The sequence below is a fragment of the Paraburkholderia sp. SIMBA_053 genome (genome assembly GCF_046534895.1).
Classification (GTDB): Bacteria; Pseudomonadota; Gammaproteobacteria; order Burkholderiales; family Burkholderiaceae; genus Paraburkholderia; species Paraburkholderia caledonica.
In genome coordinates this window covers 1,367,514-1,392,105 of the sequence record NZ_JAWRXU010000001.1, presented here as the reverse complement: position 1 = coordinate 1,392,105, position 24,592 = coordinate 1,367,514, and the positions used below count along the sequence as shown (strand labels likewise).

Genomic DNA, 24,592 nt, shown 5'->3' with positions numbered 1-24,592 from the left:
CCATAGCGACGTTATTGCGTTGAGATCGCGTAATTGGGCGCCCGCCATCAGCGCCGTTCAACTCGTGAGGGCGGAAGCCCGGGTTGCAAAAAATTGCGCAAATCTGAGCAGGTCAGTCCGCATGCGGCGATGCCGCAGCCGGCGCCAACTCCGCGAGCAGCGACATCAGATATTCAATGTCTACCGGCTTGACGAGATGATGGTCGAACCCAGCGGCCTGCACCCGCAGATGATCGTCCGCCTGGCCGTAGCCCGTTACCGCGATCAGCACCGGCCGGACTTCGCCCTTCAGGCGGATCAGCCTGGCGAGTTCATAGCCGTCCGTATCGGGCAGCCCGATGTCGAGCAACGCTGCGTCCACAGGCTCCGCTTCGGCTTGCGCGAGAGCGTCGCTGGCGCAGTAGGCGACGCTGACGTGGTAGCCCTCGCTCTCGCAAAGCAGCGCGAGTGAGTCGGCGGCGTCCTTGTTGTCGTCGACGATCAGCACATGCAGCGAAGCGCGCTCCGCATGCGAATGACCCCCGGCCGACGGTTCGTCGTGCAGCGGCGCAGGCACTTCGGGCGCGTGGCAGAGCGGCAGCCTGATCGACACCGTGGCGCCGCGGCCGGGTCCGGGACTCGCAATGTCGATCGAGCCGCCGTGCAATTCGACAAGCTTTTTCACGAGCGACAAGCCGATGCCGAGGCCGCCATGCGCCCGGTCCAGCGTTCGCTCGCCTTGCGCGAACAGATCGAAAATATGCGGCAGAAGATCGGGCGAGATGCCGCTGCCGTTGTCTTCAATGGTGACGGTGGCGAAGCGTTCGTCGGCGAGGGCGGTCACGCAGACGTTGCCGCCGGGGTCCGTGTACTTGCACGCGTTGTTCAACACGTTGACCAGAATCTGCGACAGCCGCAGCGGGTCCGCGTGGAGCCAGACCGGGGTGGGCGGCAGCCGCACGGTGAGGTGCTGGCCGCGCGAACTCGCCATTGACGACACCGTTTCGAGCGCACCATACACCGCCGCGCCGACCAGTAGCGGCTCGCGTCGAAGCACGATGCGGCCGTGCGTGATGCGCGAGACTTCGAGTAGATCGTCGACGAGTTGCGCCATGTGATCGACCTGCCGGCTCAGCATGCCGACCAGTTCGCCGGCCTTCAGGCCGGCTTCTTTCTCTCGACGCAGTAAGGCAATGGCATTGCGCATCGGCGCGAGCGGGTTGCGCAGTTCGTGCGCGAGCATCGCGAGAAATTCGTCTTTGCGGCGATCCGTTTCGCGCAATGCGAGTTCCAGCGTTTTGCGCTGCGTGACATCCACGGCGCTCGCAATGACGCGCCACGGGCGGCCGTCGGCGTCACGCTGCAACACGGCCTGGCTTTGCAGCCAGCTTTCCCTGTTACCCAACGAAATGCGAAATTCCAGTGGTTTGTCGAATTCGCCGGTAAGCGCGACGCGGCGCATCGCTGCGTCCACCGACGCGCGGTCTTCGGCGTGCACGCGATGAAGCGCCGCGTCGTAGCTGAGCGCGCTCGGCGCGGCTTGCACGCCGGGCACCGCGTCGACGCTGTCCCAGCAGAGCGTCCATGAATCGAGCGACAGATAGCCAATCGTCATTCTGGCGGCGCGCATGGCCACCTGCAGGCGCAGATTGCGCTCTTCGAGCGCGGCCGCCGCGGCGCGTTCGTCGGTGACGTCCGTCGCCATGCAAAACCATTCGCGCAACGTGCCGTCGTCGTCGCGTAAAGGCGCGGCCCGCGCGACCAGCGTCCGCCAACTGGAGTCGCGCCGGCGCAGCCGGAACGTCATCGAGCCCGGCATCTCGGTCTTCATGATCTGCGACCACTTCTCGCGAGCGCTTTCCTGGTCGTCCGGGTGAACGAGGTCGAGCCATTCGCAACCCGCGGTCATGCCGTCCTGCGCCGCGAATGACTGCCAGTTGCCGAGCTGATGCGTCTTCCCCTGTGCATCTGCGATCCAGGTGAGTTCGGAACTCGCTTCGACGAGCGCGCGATAGCGCTGTTCGCTGCGTTCACGTTCTGTCTGCGCGTCGTGCTGTTCGGTGATGTCGTATGTCACGCCGAATACGCGCTCGATTTCCGAGCCGGTTCCGCAGTCGGTCTCGCCGCGTGTTCGAAGCCACAAGCGCTGCCCATCCTCGAGCTGGATCGGAAAGTCCAGTTCGAACGGCACACACTGATGCAGGCGGCCGGTCAGCTCGCGCGCGAACCAGGCGCGATGACTTTCGGGGATTCTGTCGAACAGCCATTGCAGCGGCACTTCCGCCTGCTCGGGATCGAGACCGTAAATCTGCGCCAATTGAGCGCTGATTCGCGCGGTGCGGCTGCCCATGTCCCATTCCCACGCGCCGACACGCGCCGCGTCCAGCGCGAAACGCAGACGCCGCTCGCCGACCTCATAGGCTTCGCCGGCTTTCACGAAGTCGTCGATGTCCATCGCGATGCCGCACGCGCCGGACACGACGCGCGCCTCGTCGAAGATCGGTCGTATGCGCAGTTTGTGCCAGCGGTATTTACCGTCGAAACGCTGCAGGCGCGCATTGACCTTCACGCTCTCGCCGTCGGTGAGCGCGGTGCGCCACGCATCGTGCACTTTCTTGACGTCGGATTCGAGGACGAACTGGTCCCAGTGCAACGTCGTGTTGGGCGCGAACGGATTGCCGAGATATTTGCGGCAGGCGAGGTTGGCATAGGTAACGGTTCCGCGTGCTTCGGCAGTCCACACGAGAGCCGGAACCTGATCGGCAATATCGTTGTTGCTCATTGCGTTATCAATCGCACTGTTCGTACTGCTTCCAGGAGAACGTCTGCTCGCATCCCAAGTGAGATTGAAGCGCCGCCCAGCACGGGCTACGCGAAGTTAATCGTCGTTTGCACGGTGCCTGGCTGCTATTGGGGAAATCATGGGTTTGCGCATTCGCATTGCCGCACGCGCTGTTCCCGGCGTGGCCAATTCTGCAGACGTTTAGGCACATTCCGTCGATATCCCGCTCACCTGGCCTCATTGTGCTCCTGAAACCGGCTGTAATAATACGGCGTGCGTGCAGCGGTCATGTGGCGCCATAACCGCAAGAGATCAGACAATGCGGCGCCCATCGAGTGGGACAGGAGACGAGATGATCAAGACTTCGCCGGCAGGGTATGACCTGGGAAACTCACGTCGGCGAGGTGCGCGCAATGCGCTCCTGCCGCTTGCTGCGGCGCTGCTGTGCTGCGTCGCTTCAATCGAGGCGCACGCCGCTGGTGCGCTGCCCGCGGGCGGAAGCTTCGTCCGCGGAAACGGCTCCATCAGCGGCGACGGTACGACGGTGACCATCAATCAGGGTTCGAGCCGGGGCGTCGTCGACTGGAATAGCTTTTCGATAGGCAGCGGCAACCGCGTCGTGTTCGCCAACGGTAACGGCTCGACGCTCAATCGCGTCACGGGCGGCTCTCCGTCCGCCATCATGGGTACGCTCACGGCCAGCGGCAGCCTCTACCTGATCAATCCCCAAGGCATCCTTGTCGGCTCGGGAGGCGTAATTTCGACGAACGGACGTTTCGTCGCGTCGACGCTCAACGTCGTCGACATCGACGCATTCATGAACGGCCAGCCGTTGACACTCGCGGGCAATTCCGGCGCGAGCATCGTCAACATGGGGACGATCGGATCCGGCACCGGCGATGTGTTTCTCATTGCGCGGCAACGGGTGGCCAATGCCGGCACCATCAGCGCGCCGAATGGCACGGTGGAACTGGCAGTCGGACAGCAGGTGTTGCTGCAGGACTCGTCCTCGGGCAGGCAGGTCTTCGTGCAACCGGGCCCGCAGGGCGCGGGCGGGACCATCGCGAGTAGCGGCTTGATCGAGGCGGCGCAGGTCAGCCTGCAAGCCGTTGACGGCAACATCTACGCGCTCGCCGGCAACAACGAAGCGATCCGCGCAACGGGCACGACCACGCGCGACGGACACGTGTGGCTCGTTGCGGGACACGGCACGCTGCAGCCAGGCGGCACGATCGAGGCAACCGGCGGCACCGTCGACATGAGCGCGGACACGGTGGCATTTCCAACCGGCGGCGCCACGGTCCGGGCTAACCAGTGGAACATCGCGACACCGGCATTCACCGTAGACGGCAACGCGGCGCAAGCGCTTTCCACGAGTCTCGGCACCGGCACATCGGTTAACGTGCAAACGACCGGCGCGAACGGCAGCACCGGCGACATCGACGTGAACTCGGGAATCGGCTGGCAGGGCAACGCCTCGTTGACGCTTGCTGCGTATCGCAACCTGACGATCGCACAAGGTGCAACCGTCGGCAACCAGGGCGGCGGGAGCCTGACGTTGCGCGCGGACTCCGCCAGCATCGACAACGGTGGCAGCGTGGCCAATCGCGGTGTGATCGACTGGTCGCGCAGCACGGGCCTCGTCAATGCGCTCTACGACATGAACGGGACGTACAGTCCCGGCACGTTGCTGGCCAATACCGCATGGGCTGCCGCGGCCGGCAGCGGTCAGATCACGCAGATCACCGCCTACAAGCTGGTCAATAACGTGACGGACCTCCAGAACATTTCTCAGGATCTGGCGGGTAATTACGCGCTCGGTACGGACATCGACGCGACCGGCTACACATTGACGCCGATCGGCAACCATACGACGCCTTTCACCGGCCAGTTCGACGGCATGTGGCACAACGTGCGCAACGCAAAGATCGAGATTGCCGACTTCAGCACGGATTATTCGTCCGGCCTGTTTGGTCTTGTCGGGCAGACCGGCGTGCTGCGCGATGTCGGTGTGGAAAACGGTTCGGTGAGCACGAGCCACTCGGGCAGCGGCCTGCTCGCCGGCGTGAACCAGGGCACGATTGCGAATGCGCATTCGACCGGCGTGGCCATGGAACTCTTCCAGAACGGCACCACGTTCGGCGGGCTGGTCGGCCGCAACGACGGCAATATCGAGCGCTCGTGGAGCAGTGCCTCGGTCTCGGGGTCGGACGCGAACGGCGGACTCGTCGGCTACAACCTCGGTTCGATTACGCAGTCGTATGCAACCGGCAGCGTCAGTCCGGTTTTCTCGACGGGGTACGGCGGCGGGCTGGTCGGCATCAACGAAGGAACCGTCGCGCAGTCGTTTGCGACAGGCGCGGTTCAAACGCAACGCATGCCGACGCACGGCGTGATTGCGTTCGGCTCGGGCACGCTCGCGCCGGACGTCTACTGGAACAAGGAGACGACAGGGCAGCCCGCGAGTGGCGGGAGCTTGCCGCCGTCGAACGGCCTGACCACCGCGCAAATGAGCGACCCGGCGAACTTCGCGGGTTATGACTTCGGACCGAACGGCGTATGGGCGATGCCGTCTGGCGCGACGCAACCCGTGTTGCGCTGGCAGCTTGCCCATTAGGCGGCGCACTTCATTCGCGGATGGGCCGTCGCGCGTGCCGCCCCTGCGGTGGGCGCTGGTGACGTCATGCCTGCTGGCGGCTCTTCAGTCTTCGCCGGTGTTCGCGCAGGCCTGGCGCGACGTCGCTCCGCTGCCGGCGCCGACGACTCCGCGCAGCGCGCCGTCGCAACCTTCCGCGCAGTCCGAAGCGCAATCCGCGCAAGTTGCGGTGGCGAAGCTCGAAGGTCTGGTGTTCGAACCCGCGGGCGCGAATGCGCCAGCGGCGGCCACACACCCAGGCATTGCCGCCGAGTCGTTGCCTGAACTCGACCCGGCTTTTCTCCGCACGTTCGAGGCCGATCTCGGCGAGCCGCTCACCTTTGGACGGCTCGCTGAAATCCGCCGCGCTGTGGTCGAGCACTATCGAGCCGCCGGCAAACCGCTCGTGGATGTCTTTGTGCCCGAGCAGGACGTAAGCTCTGGCGTCGTGCGTATCGCAGTCGCGGAATTTCGCTTGGGACAGCTGCGCACGAGCGGCAACCGCTACTTCTCCGACGATCTGCTGAAGCGCGAGATGCCGCTGGAAGCAGGCGGACCGATTCTGCAATCGGACGTGTCGCTGGGTCTGGCCGTGCTCAACGCAAATCCCTATCGACGCGTGGATGCCGTCTTCGCGCCAGGCGAAGCGGCGAATTCGACCGACGTCATCTTGCAGACCGACGACCGTCTGCCGCTGCGAGTGAACGCCGGGTACGACAACGCGGGTGTGCGCGACCTCGGCCGGGACCGTTTTTTCGCAGGTATCGACTACGGCAATCTGTTCGGGCTCGACCAGCACATCGCATATCAATTCACGGCCAGTAATGATTTTTTCAGCGGCAATCCGGACATTGAAGGACGCGCCAATCGCGCGCGTTTCACCGCCCACGCGCTGAGCTATATCGCGCCTCTGCCGTGGCACGACAGCATCGAACTGTTCGGCGTCTATGCGCAAAGCACGCCGCGCCTGCCGGACAGTTATGGGCAAACCGGCATTTCGGCGCAGATGAGTTTCCGTTACGACTGGCGTTTGCCGACGACGGCGGATGCGGCGCAACTCGTTCAGCTCGGGTATGACTTCAAGCGCAGCAATAACGATCTGGAATTCGGCGGCTTTCAAGTGTTCAACTCGAACACGCACATACACCAGTTTCTGCTCACGTACGACTTCAGCAAGCCGGGCGATGCGGGAGCAGCGCATGCCTCCGCAACGCTTGTGGCAAGTCCCGGCAGATTGGACGGCTCCAACAACGACGCGGCGTTCGCCACGGCGCGGCACGGCGCGACAGTGCGCTACGCGTATCTGCAACTCGCTGCGCAGCGCGCTTTCGCGCTCGGCGGCGGATTCACGTTGAGCGGACGAGGCGCGTTCCAGTGGACGCCGAACACGCTGTTGCCAAGCGAGGAAATGGGCTTGGGAGGAGAGTCCAGCGTGCGAGGTTACGAGCCGTATGTCGTGCTGGGCGATCGCGGCTGGAACGTGCAGACCGAATTGCGCGCGCCCGCTTTGCCGTTCGGCACGAGCAGCGCGGCGGCGCAGCCCTTTGTGTTCATCGACGCCGGCCATGTGTGGAATCGCATCGACCAACCTGCGGAGACAGGTAACGGTTCGCTGGTCAGCGTCGGCGCGGGAGTGCGTTTTCAATGGTCGCGTTTCGTCGATTTCCGCTGCACTTACGGCGTGCCGCTTCGTGCACCGACGCCGGGCGGCTCAAAAGCGCCGATGGTACTTCTCTTCGTTTCAATCGGCAGTTAAAGCGCAGCGGGCACGGCACATATCGCTGCCATTGAGTCTCGAAAAATACTTAGCGTAACTGACGGCTAGTAATCGACGATTTTTCACTAGATCGGTTGCATATACTTGGCTTACGCGCGGGATGCTTGTCCAAAGTGCGTGAGCGCGGAGCCGTTCGCGTTCGTCTTGCGCGTCTGGGTCCCGGCAGGAAGTGAGGGGAACGTCATGGCGACATATGTTGTTCTTGCACAATTTACTGACCAAGGCATACGCAACGTGAAAAACAGCGCGCAACGCGCTGGTCAGGCTGCGGAAATGGCCAGGAGCTTTGGCTGTGAAATGAAGGAGATCTATTGGACGATGGGGCAATACGACATTGTCACCATCGTTGAAGCACCGGACGAGCAGAGCTTTCTGTCGTTCGGCCTTGCGCTAGGTTCAGCGGGGAACGTCAAGACGCAAACGCTTCGCGCCTTCTCCGCCGACGAATTCAGCGCATGTATCGGCAAGCTTCCATAAGACGGTTCGCATCAGCCTGGCGAAGCGTGAGGCCTCACCGACTATTGATCCGTCGTGCGGCGATCGGAGGGCGCTTCGCATTCAACGGTGGCCGCATCGGATCTTTCAAACGTGAGGTTGACGGAGCGCGCCCCTAACGGCCGTGCCGGATTCAGCGCTGAACGCCTACCGCAGTTGCTTATGGAAGAACGTCGTACCGCAGAACCTTCCGTCAGGCATCAACGCATAGTTGGGCACGTCTCCCACGCGCTGCCAGCCTGCGCGTTCGTAAAGTCTCTCGGCGTCGCCGCCCGTCACCGTGTCGAGCACGAGCACGGACTTGCCCGCGCGCCGCGCTTCTTCGTCGACGGCTGTCATGAGCCGCGCGGCAATGCCTTGGCGCCTCGCTGCACGGCAAACGAGCATCTTCGCGACGTCCGCGCGATGCGGCTGATTTTCAGGTTGCGCAGTGACGAGTTGCACGGTGCCGACGAGCTTGCCGTCCGCGGATTCAGCGACAAGAAGGATTCTTTCGTTGCGCGCTACGCCGTTGGCCACCTGCTTCCAGAATTGCAGCGCGGTTTCTTTCGAAATGGGCAACATGAAGCTGACTGACGCGCCTCCTTCGACGCAGTCAATCAGTAGATCGGCGAGCCGATCGGCGTAGCGCATTGCTTCGTCAGCGCCGACGCGCCGAACGGCTATTGTTTCAGTCATCTTTCGCTCCGCGAGTCGGAGGGCAAAGTGCACAACGCTACGAGATAGCGAGCGCGCCGGCGCGACGTGTTACGAAAACGAATCGGGCTGTCCAGTTTCATGGTGAGACAGTCGCCGGTTTCGAGTTGCCATTGCCGGTCTCCCACCGTGATTTCCATCGAGCCGTCTATTAGCCAGATCTGTTGATGGATATCGGCGTCGCGCCCGCTTGTGTCGTAGCTCACTTCCTTGCCGCGCGGGAAATCCACTTCTACCAACTGAATAGGCGAATACGCGGGCGGCGACACGTTACGCCGTATGTATCCTGAAACCGGGTCTTTCCATACAGGCTGATCGCGCAACGACGAATGCGGAGAAAGCTCGGTTGCTGAAGCAGCATCTGGATGCTCGAAGAGCGACGCGAGCGGAACGCCGAGTGCGGTTGCGAGTTTGTCGAGCACAACCGCGGTCGGACTACTTTCCCCGCGCTCGATAAGCGAGATGTTGGAGCGGCTCACCGAACTTCGCTCGGCGAGCGTCTCCAGCGACCACGCTTTTGCGTCGCGCAGTTCGCGAATGCGTCGCGCGATGATCTGGTGAACGTCCATGTTCCAGTTTAATGGAGAGAATTGTCCGGTAAACTAGACGGCGTGATCTGGCTTGTCAAGTCGTTGACCGACGCGGCGCGACGTGACGCAACGCATACAGGCACAACCCGCTATGAATCCGCGTTTGTGGCGGCTTGCTCGTCGCGCGCATATTGGGTTGGCGGCCGGCCGACGTGCCGCGTAAAGGCGACGCTGAATGTGCTTGCGGAACTGTAGCCGACGCGTTCTGCAATCTCCGCAATGCGCCCCGCGTTCCGTCGCAACATGTCCTTTGCGAGCGCCATGCGCCAGGTGAGCAGATATTGCATCGGCGCTACGCCGACTTCGCGACTGAAGCGTTCGAAGAACGTCGAGCGCGAGAGGGCGGCCTCTTTCGCAAGCTCGGCGACCGTCCACGCGTGCGTCGGGCGCTGGTGCATGCCGCGAATCGCGGCTGCGAGCCGGCAGTCGGAGAGCCCGCAAACCAGACCCGGCGATGCGTTGGATTTTGCGGATGAGCGCAGCGCCTCGATCAGCAACACCTCCAGCAGTCGCGAGAGCACGACTTCACGCGCGGGTCGCTGCTCGCGCGATTCTTCCCGCACAAGGTCAACGAGCGTGGCGAGCCGCTGCTCGCCACGCACATGCACGAGTTGCGGCAGCAGGGAAACCAGCAGCGACGCATCCGGTGAACCGAAGGTGCAATGTCCCGCCATCATTCGTGCGTCGATCTTGTTGCCAGGCGCGCCGATTCTGAACTCGCCATTTCCGAGCGCGATGGGCGCGGGCGTCTCGATGCCCGGCGGCGGAGGCTGAAGGCTCGACATGGCGACGCCGTAGGCTGCGGGAATCAGAACGAAATCGCCGGACGTCAATTCGATTGGATCGTGCCCGTCGATCGCGATGCGGCATCCGCCTTCGAGTATGACGCAATAGAACGGTTGCCCCGCGTCCGAGCGACTGATGCGCCACGGACTCGCGCCGAAAACGAGCTTCGAGAATCGCGCACTCGGCTGCAGCAGCGTCACCACTTCGGCAAGTGGGTCGGTCATGGTCGGACTCTCGCAAATGAAATTCGGACGTTTGATTGTAGCGAGTACGGCCCGAGCAATCTATCGTATGAGCAGTCGCCAACCTTTCCCACAGGAGTTTCAATGCAAACCGTGCTTATCACTGGCTGCTCTTCCGGTTTCGGTCGCGAAATTGCCCGCTATTTTCTCGCTCAAGACTGGAACGTCGTGGCGACCATGCGCACGCCGCGCGCGGACGTGCTACCGCCCTCGGAGCGCCTGCGCATACTGGCGCTTGACGTTACGAACCCGGACAGCATCCGCGAGGCCGTTGAGGCGGCGAGGCCGATCGACGTGCTCGTCAACAATGCGGGTATCGGCGCGGCATCTCCGGCTGAGTTGACTCCGCTATCGACGGTGCACGAGGTGTTCGAGACCAACACGTTCGGCACGATCGCCATGACGCAGGCAGTGCTGCCGCAGTTCCGCAAGCGCGGCGCCGGCGTCGTCGTGAACGTGACCTCGAGCGTGACGTTGAGGGCACTGCCGCTGCTCGCCGCGTATCGCGCAAGCAAAGCAGCAGTGAATGCATTTACCGAGTCGATGGCGCTGGAACTCGAGCAATTCGGCGTTCGGGCACGTCTGGTGTTGCCGGGCCGCGCGCCCGATACCCGCTTCGGCGAAAACGCGCGCGCCAACATGCACGGGTTTGAGCATGAGGCGTACGAGGATCTCGGCAAGAAGGTCTTTGCGCAGTTCGCGGATACGTCCTCGCAGATCACGCATGCGGAGGACGTCGCCAAAGCGGTGTGGCGCGCCGCGACCGATCCGTCCGCCCCGATGCACATTCCGGCCGGTGCCGATGCTGAAGAGTGGGCGTCTGCGGCTCGCTGAACCGGCTGCCGTCGAACGGATTTGCCCGAAGCGATGCAGCGCCGCAGCGATCGGTTTCCTGATCGACACCGCTTGTTGCATGCGCTCGGCGCGCACTCTTTCACACGAGCCGCGATCCGCCGTCGACGTTGAGCGTCGCCCCGTTCATCCAGCCGTTGGTCATGAGAAAGAGGACGCTCGCGCCTGCTTCGTCCGCCGTGCCTAACCGCTTTAACGGCAGCGAATTGCGCATCGACTCGACAACCGCATCGCGGTTCGCGCCGAGCGCCTTGCTGAAGATCGGTGTGTCGATCGGCCCAGGCGACAACGTGTTGACGCGAACCGGCGCGAGTTCCAGCGCAAGGCCCCGGGCGAAAGCCTCCATCGCGGCGGAAGCAGCGGCGAGCACTGCCGTCCCGTTTGCGTTGGGGCGGTCGGCGAGCGCACCTGAAATCAGCGTGATCGAACCGTCCCGGCTCAAGCGGTCGCCCACCGCGCGCACCGCATGGACCGCGGACCACATCCGCTCGTCGAACGCGCGGCGCAGATAGTCGACCTCGGCCTCGCGAACCTTGCCCGCCACGAAGGTGCCGGCCAGCAAGACCAGATGATCGACTCGCGCGATGTCACGCAGCGCGGCTTCGAGCGCAACGCCGTCGGTAACGTCGGCCGCGCGCCAGCCGTCGAAGCCGTGCTTCGTGGCCACTTCTTCCGTGCTCGCCGCGTTGCGACCGACCACGATCACGTGTGCGCCGGCGGCCTTGGCCTGAGTCGCGGCCGCGAGGCCAATACCCGACGTGCCGCCGACAATCACCACGGTCTTGCCTTCGAGTTGTCCGCGCAGCGACTGGCCGCCTGCGACGTTGCTGAAAGTGCCGATGCTCGATGCGTTGCTCATGTTGTTCTCCGTTGAAGACGCCATCGTGGCGTCGTTGGAGAACAGATTAAATTGAAGCTGTGGCCTTGATAATTGGGTTGAGATTCGCTTTAATCATGCCACCATGGAACAAATCGGAATTGAACGACTGACGGGCGTGATCGCCTTCGCGCGGGCTGCTTCGCTCGGCAGCTACACGGCGGCGGCGCGAGCGCTGTCGGTTTCGCCGTCGGCGGTCAGCAAAAGCGTGCAGCGGCTCGAACAGCACTTCGGGCTGCGACTCTTCAGCCGGACCACGCGCTCGCTCACGTTGACGCCGGAAGGCCGCGACCTGCTCGAACGCGCGCAGCGCCTGCTGCGCGAAGCGGAAGAGATCGAGCAGGCAGTGGTCGCCGCCCGCGCTGAACCCGCCGGCACCATTAAGGTCACGGCACCGCTGCCGGTTGGGGTTCATATCCTCGCGCCAGCGCTGCCCGGCTTTCGCACGCGATATCCAAAGGTGAATGTCGATTTGCGCCTCGGCGATCAGTATGTGGACCTCATCGCGGAAGGCGTCGATATCGCAATACGTGCTGGCGACCCCGGCGATTCGCGGCTGATCTCGCGTCACCTTGCGCCGCACCGGCTATGCACGTTCGCATCGCCCGACTATCTGCTTCGACGCGGCGAGCCTCGGCATCCCGACGAGCTCAAGGCACACGAGTGCGTGAATTTCCGTTATCAGAGCTCCGGTCAGGCGGCGCGGTGGCCGTTCCAGACGGGCAAGAGTGTGCTGGAGATTGTGCCGGACGCGCCCATTACCATCGACGTCAGCGACGCAGTTGCAGCGGTTGTGGTCGCGGGCGGCGGCATAGGCCTTTCACCGACTTATATCGCGGCGCCGTATGTGAAGCGCGGCGAACTGGTACCGGTCATGTACGAGTTTGCGCACGCCCGCCATCCGCTGACTGCGCTATGGCCGGAGAGCCGGCGCGGCAATCCGAACGTGAAGGCGTTCGTTGCGTTTCTCGCCGAAGTCTTTCCGTCTCCGGCTCCGTGGGACCAGCTCATCGAGGCAGTTGCCCGCGCGCGCAAGCTCGAACGCGGACAGTAAAGCGCGCTAGTCGAATGCCGGTGTTTTCCCGAGCGCCATTGCCATCGCCTGCAATGCAACCACGTAACCATTTGCGCCGAGACCGCAAATCACCCCCGTCGCTGCACGCGAAATCAGCGAGTGCCGATACGTCTCGTCGCGTTTATGGATGTTGGTGATGTGCAGCTCGATCAACGGTTGCTGGATGAGTTTGACGGCGTCGAAGACAGGCACCGACGCAAACGAGAAGCCCGCCGGGTTGATGATGACTGCAGCGTTGCGCTCGAACGCCTCCTGCAACCAGTCGACGAGCGTCGCTTCGCTATTGGTCTGGCGGAAGTCACATGTCAGCGACAGTTGCTCAGCGAGCGCCTCGACCCGCTGCTGTATCTGCGCAAGCGTGGTCGCTCCGTAGAGATGCGGCTCGCGCTTGCCAAGCATGTTCAGGTTCGAGCCGTTCAGCACATAGACGAGGTCGGTCATTATCGGTTTGCCTGTTTCATAAATGCGGAAGTTGCGTAATGCGTGACAAGAAGACGCGAAGGCGGGACAAGTCTCAAGTGTGGCGCCCGTTGCCGATGCCGGCCGATACATAGCCCGCATCGCCCGTCACTGCGGAAGTGGAATCCGTGCGATTCATGTCGATGCCTAGCGTTTCGCGCGCCGTCAGGATCGCGATCAGTGAAATGACGTTGAAGGCGACGCACACGGCCACGACGCCCCACGGCGACCCGTGGCAGACCGAGAACAGCCACACCGCGAGCACGGGCATCGGCCCCCCTGCGATGAGATTCGCGCCGGTATAGGCGAGGGCCGAACCGGAATAGCGCACGTTAGTCGGGAAGGCTTCCGCGAATGCGACGGGTTGAATGCCGCTCTGGAACTGAGTGAAGCCCAGGAAAAAGCCCATGGCCGCAAGCATCGGCACGAAGCTCTTCGTGTCGAGAATCTGGAAGTAGACGAACAGCATCAGCAGCGTTGCCGTGGAACCAATAGCGAGCGCCTTGCGGCGGCCGATCCGGTCGCTCAGCATGCCGCCGGCCAGCGCTCCGACAATCGCGCAGACGTTCGCGCCCATCAACAGCAGAAAGCCGGTTTGCTTCGGGATGGCAAGCGTCTTGGTGATGTAGCTGAGCGAGAACACGACGATCAGATAGAAGATCGCGGCCGGTCCGCAGAAGAACAGCATCCAGCGCAGAACGGTTCGCCAGTGCAGACGCAGCGCGTCTCGCAGCGGACTGCTCACGTGCACGACCTCCGTTTTGCGCAACTCGACGAAAGCCGGCGTCTCGCTGACCTTCAGGCGGATATATACACCGACGATCACCAGCACGAAGCTCAGCACAAACGGTATGCGCCAGCCGTACGAGTCGAACGCGCTTGCCGACATCGTGGATGCGAGCAATAGCAGCACGCCGTTCGCCATGATCTGACTGAGCGGCGAGCACAAGCCCAGCAGGCCGGAATACTTGCCGCGGCGATCCGCACTGGCGTGTTCGATCGCCATCAACTGCGCGCCCGTCGATTCTCCACCCAGCGCGAAGCCCTGCAGAATGCGCAGTACGACGAGGAGAATCGGCGCCCATACGCCGATGCTGGCATAGGTGGGCAGCAAGCCCATCATCATCGAAGCGAGACCCATCACCGTGACCGTGCCGAGCATCAGGTTGCGGCGCCCGAGCTTGTCGCCAAGGTGTCCGCAGATGATCGCGCCGAGCGGACGCGCGGCGAGACCCACGCCGAACGTTGCCAGCGAAGCCAGCAAAGCGGAGGTGGAGTCCATGGACGGGAAAAACAGTTTGGGTAGTACCGTCGCGGCCAATGCGCCGTAGAGCGTGAAATCGAACCACTCCAGTGCGGTGCCGACTGCGGCGGCGGTCACCGCGCGCGTGCGCATCGCCGCAGATGTGCTGTGTTGTGCGTCATGTGCCATGTTGTCTCCTTGACCTGCCGCCGTGCAAAACGTGCCGTGCGGAATATGGCGGAAGTGCCGACGGTCGCCGCCGTCCGCTGCTCTCGCGCTTTATAAATTGCTGTTTGCCGGGACTCCTGGGGGCGTTGGGAATCTCGTGAACCAAGGTTAGCATTAGTAGGTGGGACGCTATTCCAGGGTGGAATTTCGTTTCATATCGTGCAACCATTCGGCTTCACCGCGCTCCGCTGAGGCACGCGGATTTCCGGAGACAGATATGCCCGGCGTCACAGAACGCACCATGGCGGTCCTCGAATTTCTAGCCACGCAGATGGAAGGCACGCCGCTCGCATTGATTGCTGACGAGCTCGATATTCCGCGCAGCGCGTGTCACCGCCTGCTCGTCGATTTGAAGAATTGCGGCTATGTGCGGCAGTTGCGCGAGCACGGCGACTATGTGCTGACAACCAAGCTCGTCGGCTTGGGGTTGGGGTATCTCGCGACCTCGGGGATCGTGGATATTGCACAGACCGTACTGGATCGCCTCGCCGAAAAATCGGGCGAACTGGTACGGCTTGCAATAGTCGACGGCGACAGACTGACGTGGGTCGCCAAGTCGCAAGGCGCATTGAAGGGCCTGCGCTACGACCCCGACATGGGCATGGACACGATCCTGTCGTGCAGCGCCACCGGCCACGCATGGATGATGACGATGACCGACGAGCGAGCGCTGGAACTCGTCTCGCGGCAAGGCTTCGGGCAGCCCAAGCAGTACGGCCCGAACGCGCCGACGACCATTGCCGGCTTGTTGAAATTCGTTCACGCGGCGCGCGAGCGCGGCTATGCAACCATTAACGAAGTGTTTGCGCCCGGCATGACGGCAATGGCCGCTCCCGTCCTGCGACGCGGTTATCCCGCCATCGGCGTGATCAGCATAGCGGGACCGCTCGTGCGGCTCAACGAGAAGCGCATGGCGAGCCTCGGCCCGACGCTGCTCGCAGCAGCCGCCGAACTGGCTGCCGCGAGCCACGCATCGCCGCTATTCGATCGCGGACGTAACTGACGTAACTGACGTGACCGGCGCGGCCGGCTGTCGCGCTTCGGGTCAACGCGGAATGAGCCGCTCGTCTTTGAGCCGGTCGAACAGTTCGAAGAATGCGTCGGGCGTGCTCTGATAATCGAGAAATCCAGCCTTGCGGCTCTTCGTCATATCGGTGAGTACTTCCATGGGACGCCCCAGATCCGCGTCCGTGTGCCACCACGACGCGAGCTTGCCGATATCGCTTTCGCGCAGATCGAACTGTGCGGCAATGTCGGCCCATTGCTTGCCCGCATCCTGCATGCGATTTTCGAGCGGACGCACGACGCCGTCGAACGGTGCCGCTTCCACGCCGAAGTATTCCGCCAGTCGCGGCCACAGCCATTTCCAGCGAAACACGTCGCCGTTGACCACGTTGAAGTCTTCATTGCTCGCATTCGGCGAGGTGGCGGCCCATTCCAGATGCCGTGCGAGAAGGCGGGCGTCGGTCATGTCGGTGAGACTTTCCCATTGCGCGGCGGAGCCCGGGAAAACAAACGGCTGACCCGTGTGTTTGCACAGCGTTGCATAGACGGCGAGCGTCATGCCCATGTTCATCGCGTTGCCGATCGCGAAGCCAATGATCGTGTGCGGACGAATACCGTTGCCCGCTGATTGAAGTAAAGCAAGCGAGGCGTGCCGATCCAATCGTCAAAGCTGCGGATCGAGCAGCGCCACTGTGCGTTCCAGCAGTTTCTCGGCGAGCGGACGACGGCGCCAGTCTTCGAGCGTAATGCGTTTCGCGCGAGCGACGTCGTCGTCGAAAATCGCCGTCTGCTGGCGCGCGAAATCGCGATCGTAGATGTTGAGATTGGCCTCGTCGTTGAGTTTGAACGAGCGGCTGTCGAAGTTGGTCGAGCCGACCGACACCAGATACTCGTCTACGACAATCACCTTGCAGTGGTACATGGTCGGCTGGTACTCATACATTTCGACGCCTGCCGCCAGCAGGTCGCCCCAGCAAGCACGCGATGCCTCGCGCACCGTGCGCGTGTCGATATGCTTGCCCGGCGTGATGACACGCACCCTCACGCCGCGCTTCGCGGCCTCGACGATGGCGTTGATCGTCAGCTTGTCGGGCACAAAGTAGGCGCTCGAGAGGTGGATGGAATGCGTCGCGGCGGTGATCGCCATGAGGTACATCAGCTGCATGTCGTCGCTGCCGCCCGAGGGCGAGCTGCTGAACATATGCGCAAGGCCGTCACCGGCAGTGTCGATCTCCGGAAAGTATGGCGAGCCGTGCAGTACATTTCCGGTTGCCTTGACCCAGTTGTCCATGAACACAGCCTGCATCTGTCCGACCGCCGGGCCCGCGACGCGAAAGTGCGTGTCGCGCCAGTGCTTCTCGTCCTGCGCGTGACCGGTCCATTCGTCGGCGATACCCACGCCGCCCGTATAGCCGATGCGTCCGTCGATCACGAGCAGCTTGCGGTGCGTGCGATCGTTCATGCGGCCGAGGCCTGTCCAGTGCGGCTTGTGATACTGGATGACTTCCGCCCCCGACTCTCGCAACATCTCCAGATAGCGCTTATCCATCTTCGACGAGCCGACCCAGTCGAGCAGCACATGCACCGCGACGCCCGCACGCGCCTTCTCGGACAATGCATGCGCAACCTTTTCGCCGATCGCGCCAGACCAGTAAATGAAGGTTTCGAATGTGATGGTGTGCTGCGCCGAGCGTATGCCTTCCATCATCGACGGAAAGATCTCGTCGCCGTTCACGAGCACCTGAAATTGATTGCCCCCGACAACGGGCGGCCCGAGCAGCAGCCCCATCGAGCGGGTGAACTGAGGATCGTTGCTCGGGTAAAGCCTTTCAATCTTGTGCTCGATCTTCTTCTCGCCGCTCGTCAGGTTCGCGATGACGAGCACGATGGCGAGCGTTACGGCGACCGTCAGGATGATCAGGGCAATCGTCGGCATGCGCAGCCTCCCGTAGCGGACGTCCGTCCGGAACCATAAGTGTACGGGCGTTTTGAACAGCGCATGGGTCGGCAAGCGCACGCATGTTGCGTCGCCTTTGCTCGCACCGTTCACCGGATCTGGCCGATAGTGGTGAACATGTCGGCGCTCAACGCCGGGTAAATTTGGCCGAGCAGCGACCGGTTGCAAAACGAAAGCCCAACTATCTAGCGAGACGCAACCTTCGCGAGAACCAGCGTGACAGCCCACAGCACGAACGCGGCCATGCTGAACGCAAAGCCCAGTGCGCAGACGCCGGCCCAACCCGTGCGCGCAAATACGTAGGTAGAAGTTGCCGCGCCCAGACCGCTTCCCGCTGAATAAAAGAGCATGTAGCAACCGACCAGGCGACTTTGTGCTTCAGGCCGAAGCCGGAAGATCATGCTCTGGTTGATGACGTGGACCGCCTGGCCACCCATGTCGAGCAGCACAATGCCAGCGATCAACGCGACCATGCTGTGTTGCATGAAGCCGATAGGTATCCACGACACGAGCAGGCACACGAGCGCCGCGCCGGTAGTCCATTGTCCAAGGCCGCGATCGGCAAGGCGCCCGGCTCTGGCTGCCGCCAACGCCCCGATTGCGCCAACCAGCCCGAAGGCGCCGATCTGCGTATGCGACATCGCAAACGGTGGGGCGCTCAGCGGTAAGACAAGAGCGCTCCAGAAGCTGCTGAATGCCGCGAACATGAGGAGGCCGATCGTGCCTCGAACCTGTAAAACGCGTTCCGACGCAAGCAGGGTAAGCATCGAACGTAGCAATTCTGCGTAGCTCATTTTGACGGGGTTCACGCGCGGCGCGGGCAGTGCGATCCGCAGCGCGATCAGCATGACGATTGTCAGCAGCCCCGATATCAGATAGACCGACCGCCAGCTGAGCAGATCGGTAATGAGGCCCGCGAAGCACCGAGCTATCAGCAGCCCGATTACCACACCGCTTTGAGCCGCGCCGACCACACGGCCGCGCTCCGATTCGTGCGCCAGCGCCGCTGCGTATGCAATGAGTCCTTGCGTCATGGCCGTACCCAGCATTCCGACGCCGACCATGCCGATCATCAGCATGAGCGGCGAGCCCGCGATTCCGGTCATGGTCAATGCGGCGGCGAGCAGTATCAGTTGCGCACCGATCAGGCGTTTCCGGTTCACGAGATCGCCGAGCGGGACGAGCAGCAGCAAGGCCATCGCGCAACCTAGCTGGGTTGCCGTGATCACCCCGCCGACCGCTGCCTGCTGGATGCCGAAGTCCGCGGCAATCGCGTCGAGCAGCGGTTGCGCGTAATAGACATTGGCGACGCTCATCGCGCAACACATTGCGAGAAGTAGAACCAGCGCTGGCGTTACGGCGTGCTCCGCATGAACCTCGCGTGACCTAAGCCGGTCCGTCACAACGCATTGTGTGCATCCGGAATCCATTTATCGTCCTTTACGCAAACTGAAACCTAGTTGCAAAATGAAACTTAGTGAAGTGTATTCACGCTTGTTTTAAAATGCAACTGGTTCGGGCGTGACGAAGTTTTCATCTCTTCGTGTTGCGCGCGTGCTGAACGACAATGACTTGGTCAACAGGAGGTGTTGCAGATGGCTGCGCGTAAGAGTCTTGCGGATTCGTCGTGCCCGGTCGCACGAGCGATTGATATCGTCGGAGACCGGTGGGCGCTGCTGATCGTGCGTGACGCGTTCGACGGCGTGCGCCGTTTCGGGCAATTCCAGGAGAGCCTGGACATTGCGCGCAACATACTGACCGACCGGCTGCGGCGCCTCGTCGAAGCGGGGGTGCTCGAAGTGGTCGCCGCGTCGGACGGCTCCGCCTATCAGGAGTACATCCTGACGCCGAAGGGCGAAGCGCTCTTTCCGGTAATCGTCACGTTGCGTCAGTGGGGCGAAGGCAACCTGTTCGGACGCGGCGAAAAGCGCTCGCAGTTGATCGACCGTGCAAGCGGAAGGCCGGTGCCTAAGGTGGCACTACGCAGCGCGGATGGGGGCGCGCTGGCGCCGGCTGATACCTTCGTGAAGAAAGTCGCGGCGCGGGGCTAGCAACTGACTATACCGATGGGTGCGGCGACGATAGTTGCGCAGGGTGCCTCACTGACGCGAAATGAATTCGACATGTACAGGTAGCGAAAAAAATGCTCAACACGTCGAGCCGCGACACCGCTGCACCCTCTCGTAAAGTCACCATCACGCTGTTCGATGCACTCGCCGCAGAAAGTCCAGCGTCAGCGCGGCGATCTCATCACTCGCCTCCTCGAGCGCGAAGTGGCCCGCATCGAGCACATGCACTTCCGCGTCAGGAACGTCGCGCTGGTAAGCGTGCGCGCCCGACACCGTGAACGACGGATCGTATTTGCCCCACGTCACGAGCGTCGGCGGCTGGTGCTCGCGCAACCAGGCCTGCCAGCGCGGATAGGATTCCAGATTCGTGCGGTAATCGTAAAAGAGATCGGTCTGGATCGCGGCCTGTCCGGGGCGCGCCAGGAAGTGTTGCTCCTCGTGCCAGTTGTCCGGATCGTAGCGCTGCGGATCGGGGCTCGTGCCCACGTGACGCAGCTTCAACGCGTCGGGCGACGCGAGATTGAGCCATAAGCGCTCTTCGTGCTGAGCGCGGTCTTTCCAGAACGCTTTGCGCGTTTCCCACAACGGTCCGAGTCCCTCCTCATGCGCGACCGCGTTCTGGACCACAATGCCGGTCACTTTCGTGGGCCTCGCCATTGCAAGACGGAATCCCACCGGGCCACCGTAATCGGCCATAAAGAGTACATAACGATCGAGTTTTAGCGCGTCGGTGAACTGTTCTATGGACCGTGCGAGATTGTCGAACGTGTACGTGTAGCGATCCGGCGACGGCGCTTCGCTGTTGCCGAAGCCCGGATAGTCCGGTGCGACCAGATGAAACTCGCGCGCGAGGAACGGCATCAGTGGTTCGTACATTCGCGACGATGACGGAAAGCCATGCAGCAGCAGAACAGTCGGCGCATCTTCCGGGCCGGCCTCGCGATAGAAAATATCGACGCCATCGACGCTCACGGTCGGATAGCGGAAGGTACGGCGGGTTGCGTCCATGGTGGGGTCCTCCGGTTCAGGAATGCAGTTTCACGTCCGGTGCTCGCTTGCAGGTTGTGCAGGTTGTGCAGGCGGTGCGGCTTGCGCGGATGCAGGTGTCTGCAGAACATGCAGCGCCGCGGCCGCCGTCGCGAACAGGGCGGCGGCGACACACACGCCTGTCCAGTGTCCATGAGCCCACGCCGGTCCGGCGAGCAACGCACCGACTGCGCTGCCGACGAAAAAGAGTCCAGTGAAAAGACCGTTCACTCGACCGCGCACATGCGGATTGAGCAGGTTGACCGCCCGGCGCCCCAGCGCCTGATCGCCGATCACACCGAGATCGAGCAGCAGTGCAGCGACGACTAGCAGCGTGAGCGAAGCGGCAGGAGACAAGCGGTCGCTGCCTCCAATTAGCGCGATGCCGGCCGCGAGCACGACGACCGTGTGGAAGGCGATCGTGCTTTGCCGGTCGAAACCTCGATCGCCGAGGCGGCCAGCAACCGGCGCGATGATCGTGCTGCCCGCGCCGGCCAGCGCGAACAGGCCGATGCCGGTGTGGCCGAGCCGAAGCGGCGCGCTTGCGAGCTTCAGTGCGACGCTGGTCCAGAACAGGTTGAACGACACCATCAGCAAGCCTTGATAAAGCGCGCGGCGTCGCAGCACCGGCTCGTCGCGGATCAGACCTAGCAGCGAGCCAATCAGCGCCGCATACGAGCTACGGTGCGCCGGACGCCGTTCCGGCACATGCGTCCAGAGCCACGCGGTCATCGCGGCGAGCGCGACGGCGTCGATCGCATAGTAGCTGCGCCAGCCGAGCGCGCCGGCGATCAGACTCGCTGCCGGCCGCGACAGCAGCACACCGAGCATCAGCCCGCTCATCACGTCGCCGACCACCCGGCCGCGGTCCGCCTCCGGCGCCTGCATGGCGACTACCGGCACCAGCATCTGGATTGCGCTCGACGTCAAGCCGACGAAGAACGACGCGACCAGAAACGCTACCGGCTCGCGAGCGGCGGCGACCACAGCCAACGACACCACCTGTGCGCCGAGTGTCGCAATGATGAGCCGGCGGTTCGGCAACAGATCGACGAGCGGCACCAGAAGCAGCAGCCCGGCGGAGTAGCCGGCGAGCGTAAGCATGGTCACAAGGTTAGCCCACGGACCGAGTCCTATCGAGGTGGCGAGATCGTTGACCAATCCCTGCGACGCGTACAGACCCAGTACCGCAATGCCGACGGCGATCGCATAAGGTCGCATGGGAATGCGTGCCGACGCGGCGACATCGGATGGATTCGGTTCATTCGCTGACATGGACATGCGCTCCGGCAAAAACCATGTTCTGAATGCTACCTGCACATTCGTGATAGATAATCAGGCTGCCAACTGACTCTTCCTCCCGTAAAAATGGATAATGGATCGTTACGCGATCTCGAAACCTTCGTCGCGATCGCGGAAGAGGGCAACCTGACCGCCGCCGCACGAAGGCTCGACAAGTCGTTACAGGCGGTCAGCCGCTCGCTACAGGTGCTGGAGCGCGAGGCGGGCACGCTGCTCGTTGCGCGTACCACCCGTCAGTGCCGGCTTACCACTGCAGGCGAGAAGTTTTACGCGCGCATCAAGCAGGTGCTCGGCGATCTGGCAATGGCGCGCGCGGAACTTGCCGACTACGCGACGACCGTGTCGGGGCGTCTGCACATCTGCGGTCCGACGCTGTTCGGTCCGCGCTATATCGCGCCGCTGCTGGCGGCGTTTCTCGCGCGTTATCCTGAACTCACGGCGTCGCTGGATCTTTCCGAGGAGTACGACGACCCCGCGACGACCGGTGCGGACGTCACAATCCGCATCGGTGAGACGCCTGACTCGAATCTGATTGCGCGGCGGCTGGGTACGATCCGTCGCGTGACGTTTGCGTCGCCTGCCTATCTGGAAGCGCGCGGGCGTCCGCTGCGGCCCGCAGATCTCAAGCAGCACGATTGCGTGGTGCGTTCGGCGCTACCCGACGCCTCGCTGTGGCGTTACCGCAGCAAACGCGGCGAGGACGAGTCGGTGCAAGTGCGCGGCCGCTTCGAAAGCAACAGCACGGCAGCGCTGAATGACGCGGTGGCGAGCGGTCTCGGCATCGGTCGGGCCGCATACTGGCAGATCGGTGAACTGGTGCAGCAGCGCCGGGTGGAACTAGTCCTGACCGACTACGAACTGTCGCCGCTGCCGTTGCAGGCACTATGGCTCCCCACGCGGCATCTGCCCGCGCGCACGCGTCTGTTCGTGGAGTTCCTGGCGGCGCGGCTGCAAAGCGTCGCCTTATAGTAAGGCGGCGGTCGGGCATTCAGCGTTGCGCCTTTTGCCTTTTGCGGCCATTAGGCTAGTCTCGTACGAGCGCCAGATGGATTTTGCACTTCGGGAATAAAAATGACACGCCGGCAGTCTGCTGTTGGTCGGTCACACTTTGCCGTTACAGCAGGGATTCCGAGAGATGGCCGATCCGATTACCGTGCAGCGCTTCGAGAAGCTCGTGTTAGTTCATATGAATTCGGCCTTCAACGTTGCGCGTTGGCTCACGCATAACGACCAGGATGCACAGGATGTGGTCCAGGAGGCGTACCTTCGCGCGTTCAGGTTCTTTGGCGGGTTCCGCGGGGACGACGCGCGCGCGTGGCTATTGAGCATCGTGCGCAACACGTTCTACACGTGGTATCTCCAGAACCGAAGTCACACGGCGGACACCACGATGTTCGAGGAAGAAATGCATAGCCTCGAAACCGGCGCCGCTGACCGTGACGATGGCCCGGAAACTGTGCTGATCCGCAGTCAAAGCCGGAAACGGGTGCACAAAGCATTGCAGAGTCTGAGCCTGGAGTACCGCGAAGTGATCGTGCTGCGCGAACTGGAAGATTTGTCGTACAAGGAAATTGCGGCCATCGTGGGCATTCCGATGGGCACTGTGATGTCTCGCCTCGGGCGCGGGCGCCGGCAACTCGCATTACTGCTCGCACCGACGGATGAGGAGGCATGATGGATCACGAACAGGCGTTGCAACTGCTGCCGGGCTATATCGACGAGGAACTGAGCCTGTCGGAGGCGCTTGATTTCGAACGCCACCTCGCGACCTGCGAGGAATGTCGAGAGATTTACGACCAGGATCGTCAGGTCAACGCGCAACTCCGGCAGGCCGATTTGCGCATGGATGCACCTCCGGAGCTGGTGAAACGGATCAAGGCTGCGCTGCCGGGGCGGCCTACGCTCTGGCAACGGCTGCATGAGCGGTTCAGCGCGCCGTCCGCGGGCCAGTCGCTGGGTTGGTCGCCGGTTGGCGCGATGGCGTTGAGCGTTGTCGCGCTGGTGGCAGGCGCGAGTCTGTTCATTGCGGCGCCCTCCGGCGAGACGCGCCTGACGGAGGAACTCGTCGACAGTCATGTTCGCTCATTGCAGGTCAACCACCTTTCCGACGTGATCTCAACGGACCGGCATACGGTCAAACCGTGGTTCGACGGGAAACTCGATTTTGCGCCGCCAGTAGTCGACCTCGCGCAGCAGGGATATCCGCTGATCGGTGGCCGGCTCGACTATCTGAACGGCCGCTCCGTTGCGGTAATGGTGTATCGCTACAAGTTGCACCCAGTGAACCTTTACGTGTGGCCAGGTAACGATGCAGGCGCTCCGCCGCCGCGCATCTACGAGGAGAAGGGTTATCACGTCGCCCACTGGAGCATCGGGGGAATGAATTACTGGGCGATCACCGACGCTGGTCAAGCGGAACTGAACGGTTTTGTAACGACCCTGCTTGCGCATCCTGCTTCGTAGTGCAGCGCTGCAAATGTCATTGCAGCGGCGCGATCGGAACCCGGCCATTGCGCT

General features: G+C 62.7%; 21 protein-coding genes and 1 pseudogene. 10 read left to right on the top strand and 12 right to left on the bottom strand.

The window, feature by feature from the left end:
• Window positions 1–112: 112 nt before the first annotated feature.
• Window positions 113–2,761 carry a PAS domain-containing protein gene (locus SB753_RS06275; RefSeq protein WP_020066853.1) on the bottom strand — a complete coding sequence of 883 codons (2,649 nt, stop codon included), beginning with the start codon at window positions 2,759–2,761 and terminating at the stop codon, window positions 113–115.
• 352 nt (window positions 2,762–3,113) lie between these two features.
• On the opposite strand from SB753_RS06275, the gene SB753_RS06270 reads away from it, so the two are divergent.
• The 3 genes from SB753_RS06270 (at window position 3,114) to SB753_RS06260 (ending at window position 7,650) form a co-directional block, all read left to right on the top strand.
• Window positions 3,114–5,378, top strand: a complete 2,265-nt coding sequence (locus SB753_RS06270) for a filamentous hemagglutinin N-terminal domain-containing protein (RefSeq protein ID WP_410799523.1) — start codon at window positions 3,114–3,116, stop codon at window positions 5,376–5,378.
• A 34-nt stretch (window positions 5,379–5,412) separates the two neighbouring features.
• Window positions 5,413–7,152, top strand: coding sequence for a ShlB/FhaC/HecB family hemolysin secretion/activation protein (locus tag SB753_RS06265; RefSeq protein ID WP_410799521.1), 1,740 nt, complete (start codon window positions 5,413–5,415; stop codon window positions 7,150–7,152).
• 204 nt (window positions 7,153–7,356) lie between these two features.
• The gene (locus SB753_RS06260; RefSeq protein WP_027778758.1) at window positions 7,357–7,650 is read left to right on the top strand and encodes a GYD domain-containing protein; all 294 of its coding nucleotides are present in this window, start codon (window positions 7,357–7,359) and stop codon (window positions 7,648–7,650) included.
• A 165-nt stretch (window positions 7,651–7,815) separates the two neighbouring features.
• Here the strand turns inward: SB753_RS06260 and SB753_RS06255 are convergent, their stop codons facing one another.
• From SB753_RS06255 to SB753_RS06245, 3 genes are all read right to left on the bottom strand, one after another.
• Window positions 7,816–8,346 (bottom strand): GNAT family N-acetyltransferase, encoded by a 531-nt coding sequence (locus SB753_RS06255; protein ID WP_088174067.1) that lies wholly within the window; start codon window positions 8,344–8,346, stop codon window positions 7,816–7,818.
• Window positions 8,343–8,933, bottom strand: a complete 591-nt coding sequence (locus tag SB753_RS06250) for a helix-turn-helix domain-containing protein (protein WP_410799519.1) — start codon at window positions 8,931–8,933, stop codon at window positions 8,343–8,345. The genes SB753_RS06255 and SB753_RS06250 overlap by 4 nt, the downstream gene beginning before the upstream one ends.
• 110 nt (window positions 8,934–9,043) lie before the next feature.
• Window positions 9,044–9,964, bottom strand: a complete 921-nt coding sequence (locus tag SB753_RS06245; protein ID WP_410799517.1) for an AraC family transcriptional regulator — start codon at window positions 9,962–9,964, stop codon at window positions 9,044–9,046.
• Window positions 9,965–10,066: 102 nt separating this feature from the next.
• Here SB753_RS06245 and SB753_RS06240 point away from each other — a divergent pair, with 102 nt between their 5' ends.
• Window positions 10,067–10,816, top strand: coding sequence for an SDR family oxidoreductase (locus SB753_RS06240; RefSeq protein ID WP_410799515.1), 750 nt, complete (start codon window positions 10,067–10,069; stop codon window positions 10,814–10,816).
• Between the two features lie 100 nt (window positions 10,817–10,916).
• On the opposite strand, the gene SB753_RS06235 is transcribed toward SB753_RS06240, so the two are convergent.
• The gene (locus SB753_RS06235) at window positions 10,917–11,693 is read right to left on the bottom strand and encodes an SDR family oxidoreductase (protein WP_410799513.1); all 777 of its coding nucleotides are present in this window, start codon (window positions 11,691–11,693) and stop codon (window positions 10,917–10,919) included.
• A 103-nt stretch (window positions 11,694–11,796) separates the two neighbouring features.
• Here SB753_RS06235 and SB753_RS06230 point away from each other — a divergent pair, with 103 nt between their 5' ends.
• On the top strand, window positions 11,797–12,765 hold the full coding sequence (locus SB753_RS06230) for a LysR family transcriptional regulator (protein WP_410799512.1): 969 nt from the start codon (window positions 11,797–11,799) through the stop codon (window positions 12,763–12,765).
• 6 nt (window positions 12,766–12,771) lie between these two features.
• On the opposite strand, the gene SB753_RS06225 is transcribed toward SB753_RS06230, so the two are convergent.
• Together SB753_RS06225 and SB753_RS06220 are read right to left on the bottom strand one after the other, a co-directional pair.
• Window positions 12,772–13,227, bottom strand: a complete 456-nt coding sequence (locus SB753_RS06225) for a type II 3-dehydroquinate dehydratase (protein WP_020066843.1) — start codon at window positions 13,225–13,227, stop codon at window positions 12,772–12,774.
• A 73-nt stretch (window positions 13,228–13,300) separates the two neighbouring features.
• Window positions 13,301–14,677 carry an MFS transporter gene (locus SB753_RS06220; protein ID WP_204522002.1) on the bottom strand — a complete coding sequence of 459 codons (1,377 nt, stop codon included), beginning with the start codon at window positions 14,675–14,677 and terminating at the stop codon, window positions 13,301–13,303.
• A 256-nt stretch (window positions 14,678–14,933) separates the two neighbouring features.
• Between SB753_RS06220 and SB753_RS06215 the strand changes: the two genes are divergently transcribed.
• Entirely contained in the window at window positions 14,934–15,719 is a 786-nt protein-coding gene (locus SB753_RS06215) for an IclR family transcriptional regulator (protein WP_288826362.1), read from the top strand.
• A gap of 42 nt (window positions 15,720–15,761) precedes the next feature.
• On the opposite strand, the pseudogene SB753_RS06210 reads toward SB753_RS06215, so the two are convergent.
• The 3 genes and pseudogenes from SB753_RS06210 to SB753_RS06200 all read right to left on the bottom strand — a co-directional run.
• Window positions 15,762–16,331, bottom strand: a pseudogene (locus SB753_RS06210) (NAD-dependent dehydratase); the annotation flags it as partial.
• Between the two features lie 54 nt (window positions 16,332–16,385).
• Window positions 16,386–17,657: a cardiolipin synthase gene (cls, locus tag SB753_RS06205; protein ID WP_392394024.1), complete on the bottom strand. Its 1,272-nt coding sequence runs from the start codon at window positions 17,655–17,657 to the stop codon at window positions 16,386–16,388.
• A 206-nt stretch (window positions 17,658–17,863) separates the two neighbouring features.
• Window positions 17,864–19,108, bottom strand: coding sequence for an MFS transporter (locus SB753_RS06200; protein WP_410799510.1), 1,245 nt, complete (start codon window positions 19,106–19,108; stop codon window positions 17,864–17,866).
• Window positions 19,109–19,273: 165 nt separating this feature from the next.
• On the opposite strand from SB753_RS06200, the gene SB753_RS06195 reads away from it, so the two are divergent.
• Window positions 19,274–19,729, top strand: coding sequence for a winged helix-turn-helix transcriptional regulator (locus tag SB753_RS06195; protein WP_131316283.1), 456 nt, complete (start codon window positions 19,274–19,276; stop codon window positions 19,727–19,729).
• 144 nt (window positions 19,730–19,873) lie between these two features.
• Here the strand turns inward: SB753_RS06195 and SB753_RS06190 are convergent, their stop codons facing one another.
• Both SB753_RS06190 and SB753_RS06185 read right to left on the bottom strand, forming a co-directional pair.
• Window positions 19,874–20,755 carry an alpha/beta fold hydrolase gene (locus tag SB753_RS06190; protein WP_410799508.1) on the bottom strand — a complete coding sequence of 294 codons (882 nt, stop codon included), beginning with the start codon at window positions 20,753–20,755 and terminating at the stop codon, window positions 19,874–19,876.
• Window positions 20,756–20,785: 30 nt separating this feature from the next.
• A complete protein-coding gene (locus SB753_RS06185) occupies window positions 20,786–22,048 on the bottom strand; it encodes an MFS transporter (protein ID WP_410799507.1) in 1,263 nt (420 codons plus the stop codon).
• Window positions 22,049–22,141: 93 nt separating this feature from the next.
• On the opposite strand from SB753_RS06185, the gene SB753_RS06180 reads away from it, so the two are divergent.
• From SB753_RS06180 to SB753_RS06170, 3 genes are all read left to right on the top strand, one after another.
• A complete protein-coding gene (locus tag SB753_RS06180; RefSeq protein ID WP_020066834.1) occupies window positions 22,142–23,044 on the top strand; it encodes a LysR family transcriptional regulator in 903 nt (300 codons plus the stop codon).
• 166 nt (window positions 23,045–23,210) lie between these two features.
• Window positions 23,211–23,750 carry a sigma-70 family RNA polymerase sigma factor gene (locus tag SB753_RS06175; RefSeq protein WP_088174078.1) on the top strand — a complete coding sequence of 180 codons (540 nt, stop codon included), beginning with the start codon at window positions 23,211–23,213 and terminating at the stop codon, window positions 23,748–23,750.
• A complete protein-coding gene (locus SB753_RS06170) occupies window positions 23,747–24,538 on the top strand; it encodes an anti-sigma factor family protein (protein WP_410799505.1) in 792 nt (263 codons plus the stop codon). The genes SB753_RS06175 and SB753_RS06170 overlap by 4 nt, the downstream gene beginning before the upstream one ends.
• The last annotated feature ends 54 nt before the right edge of the window (window positions 24,539–24,592 follow it).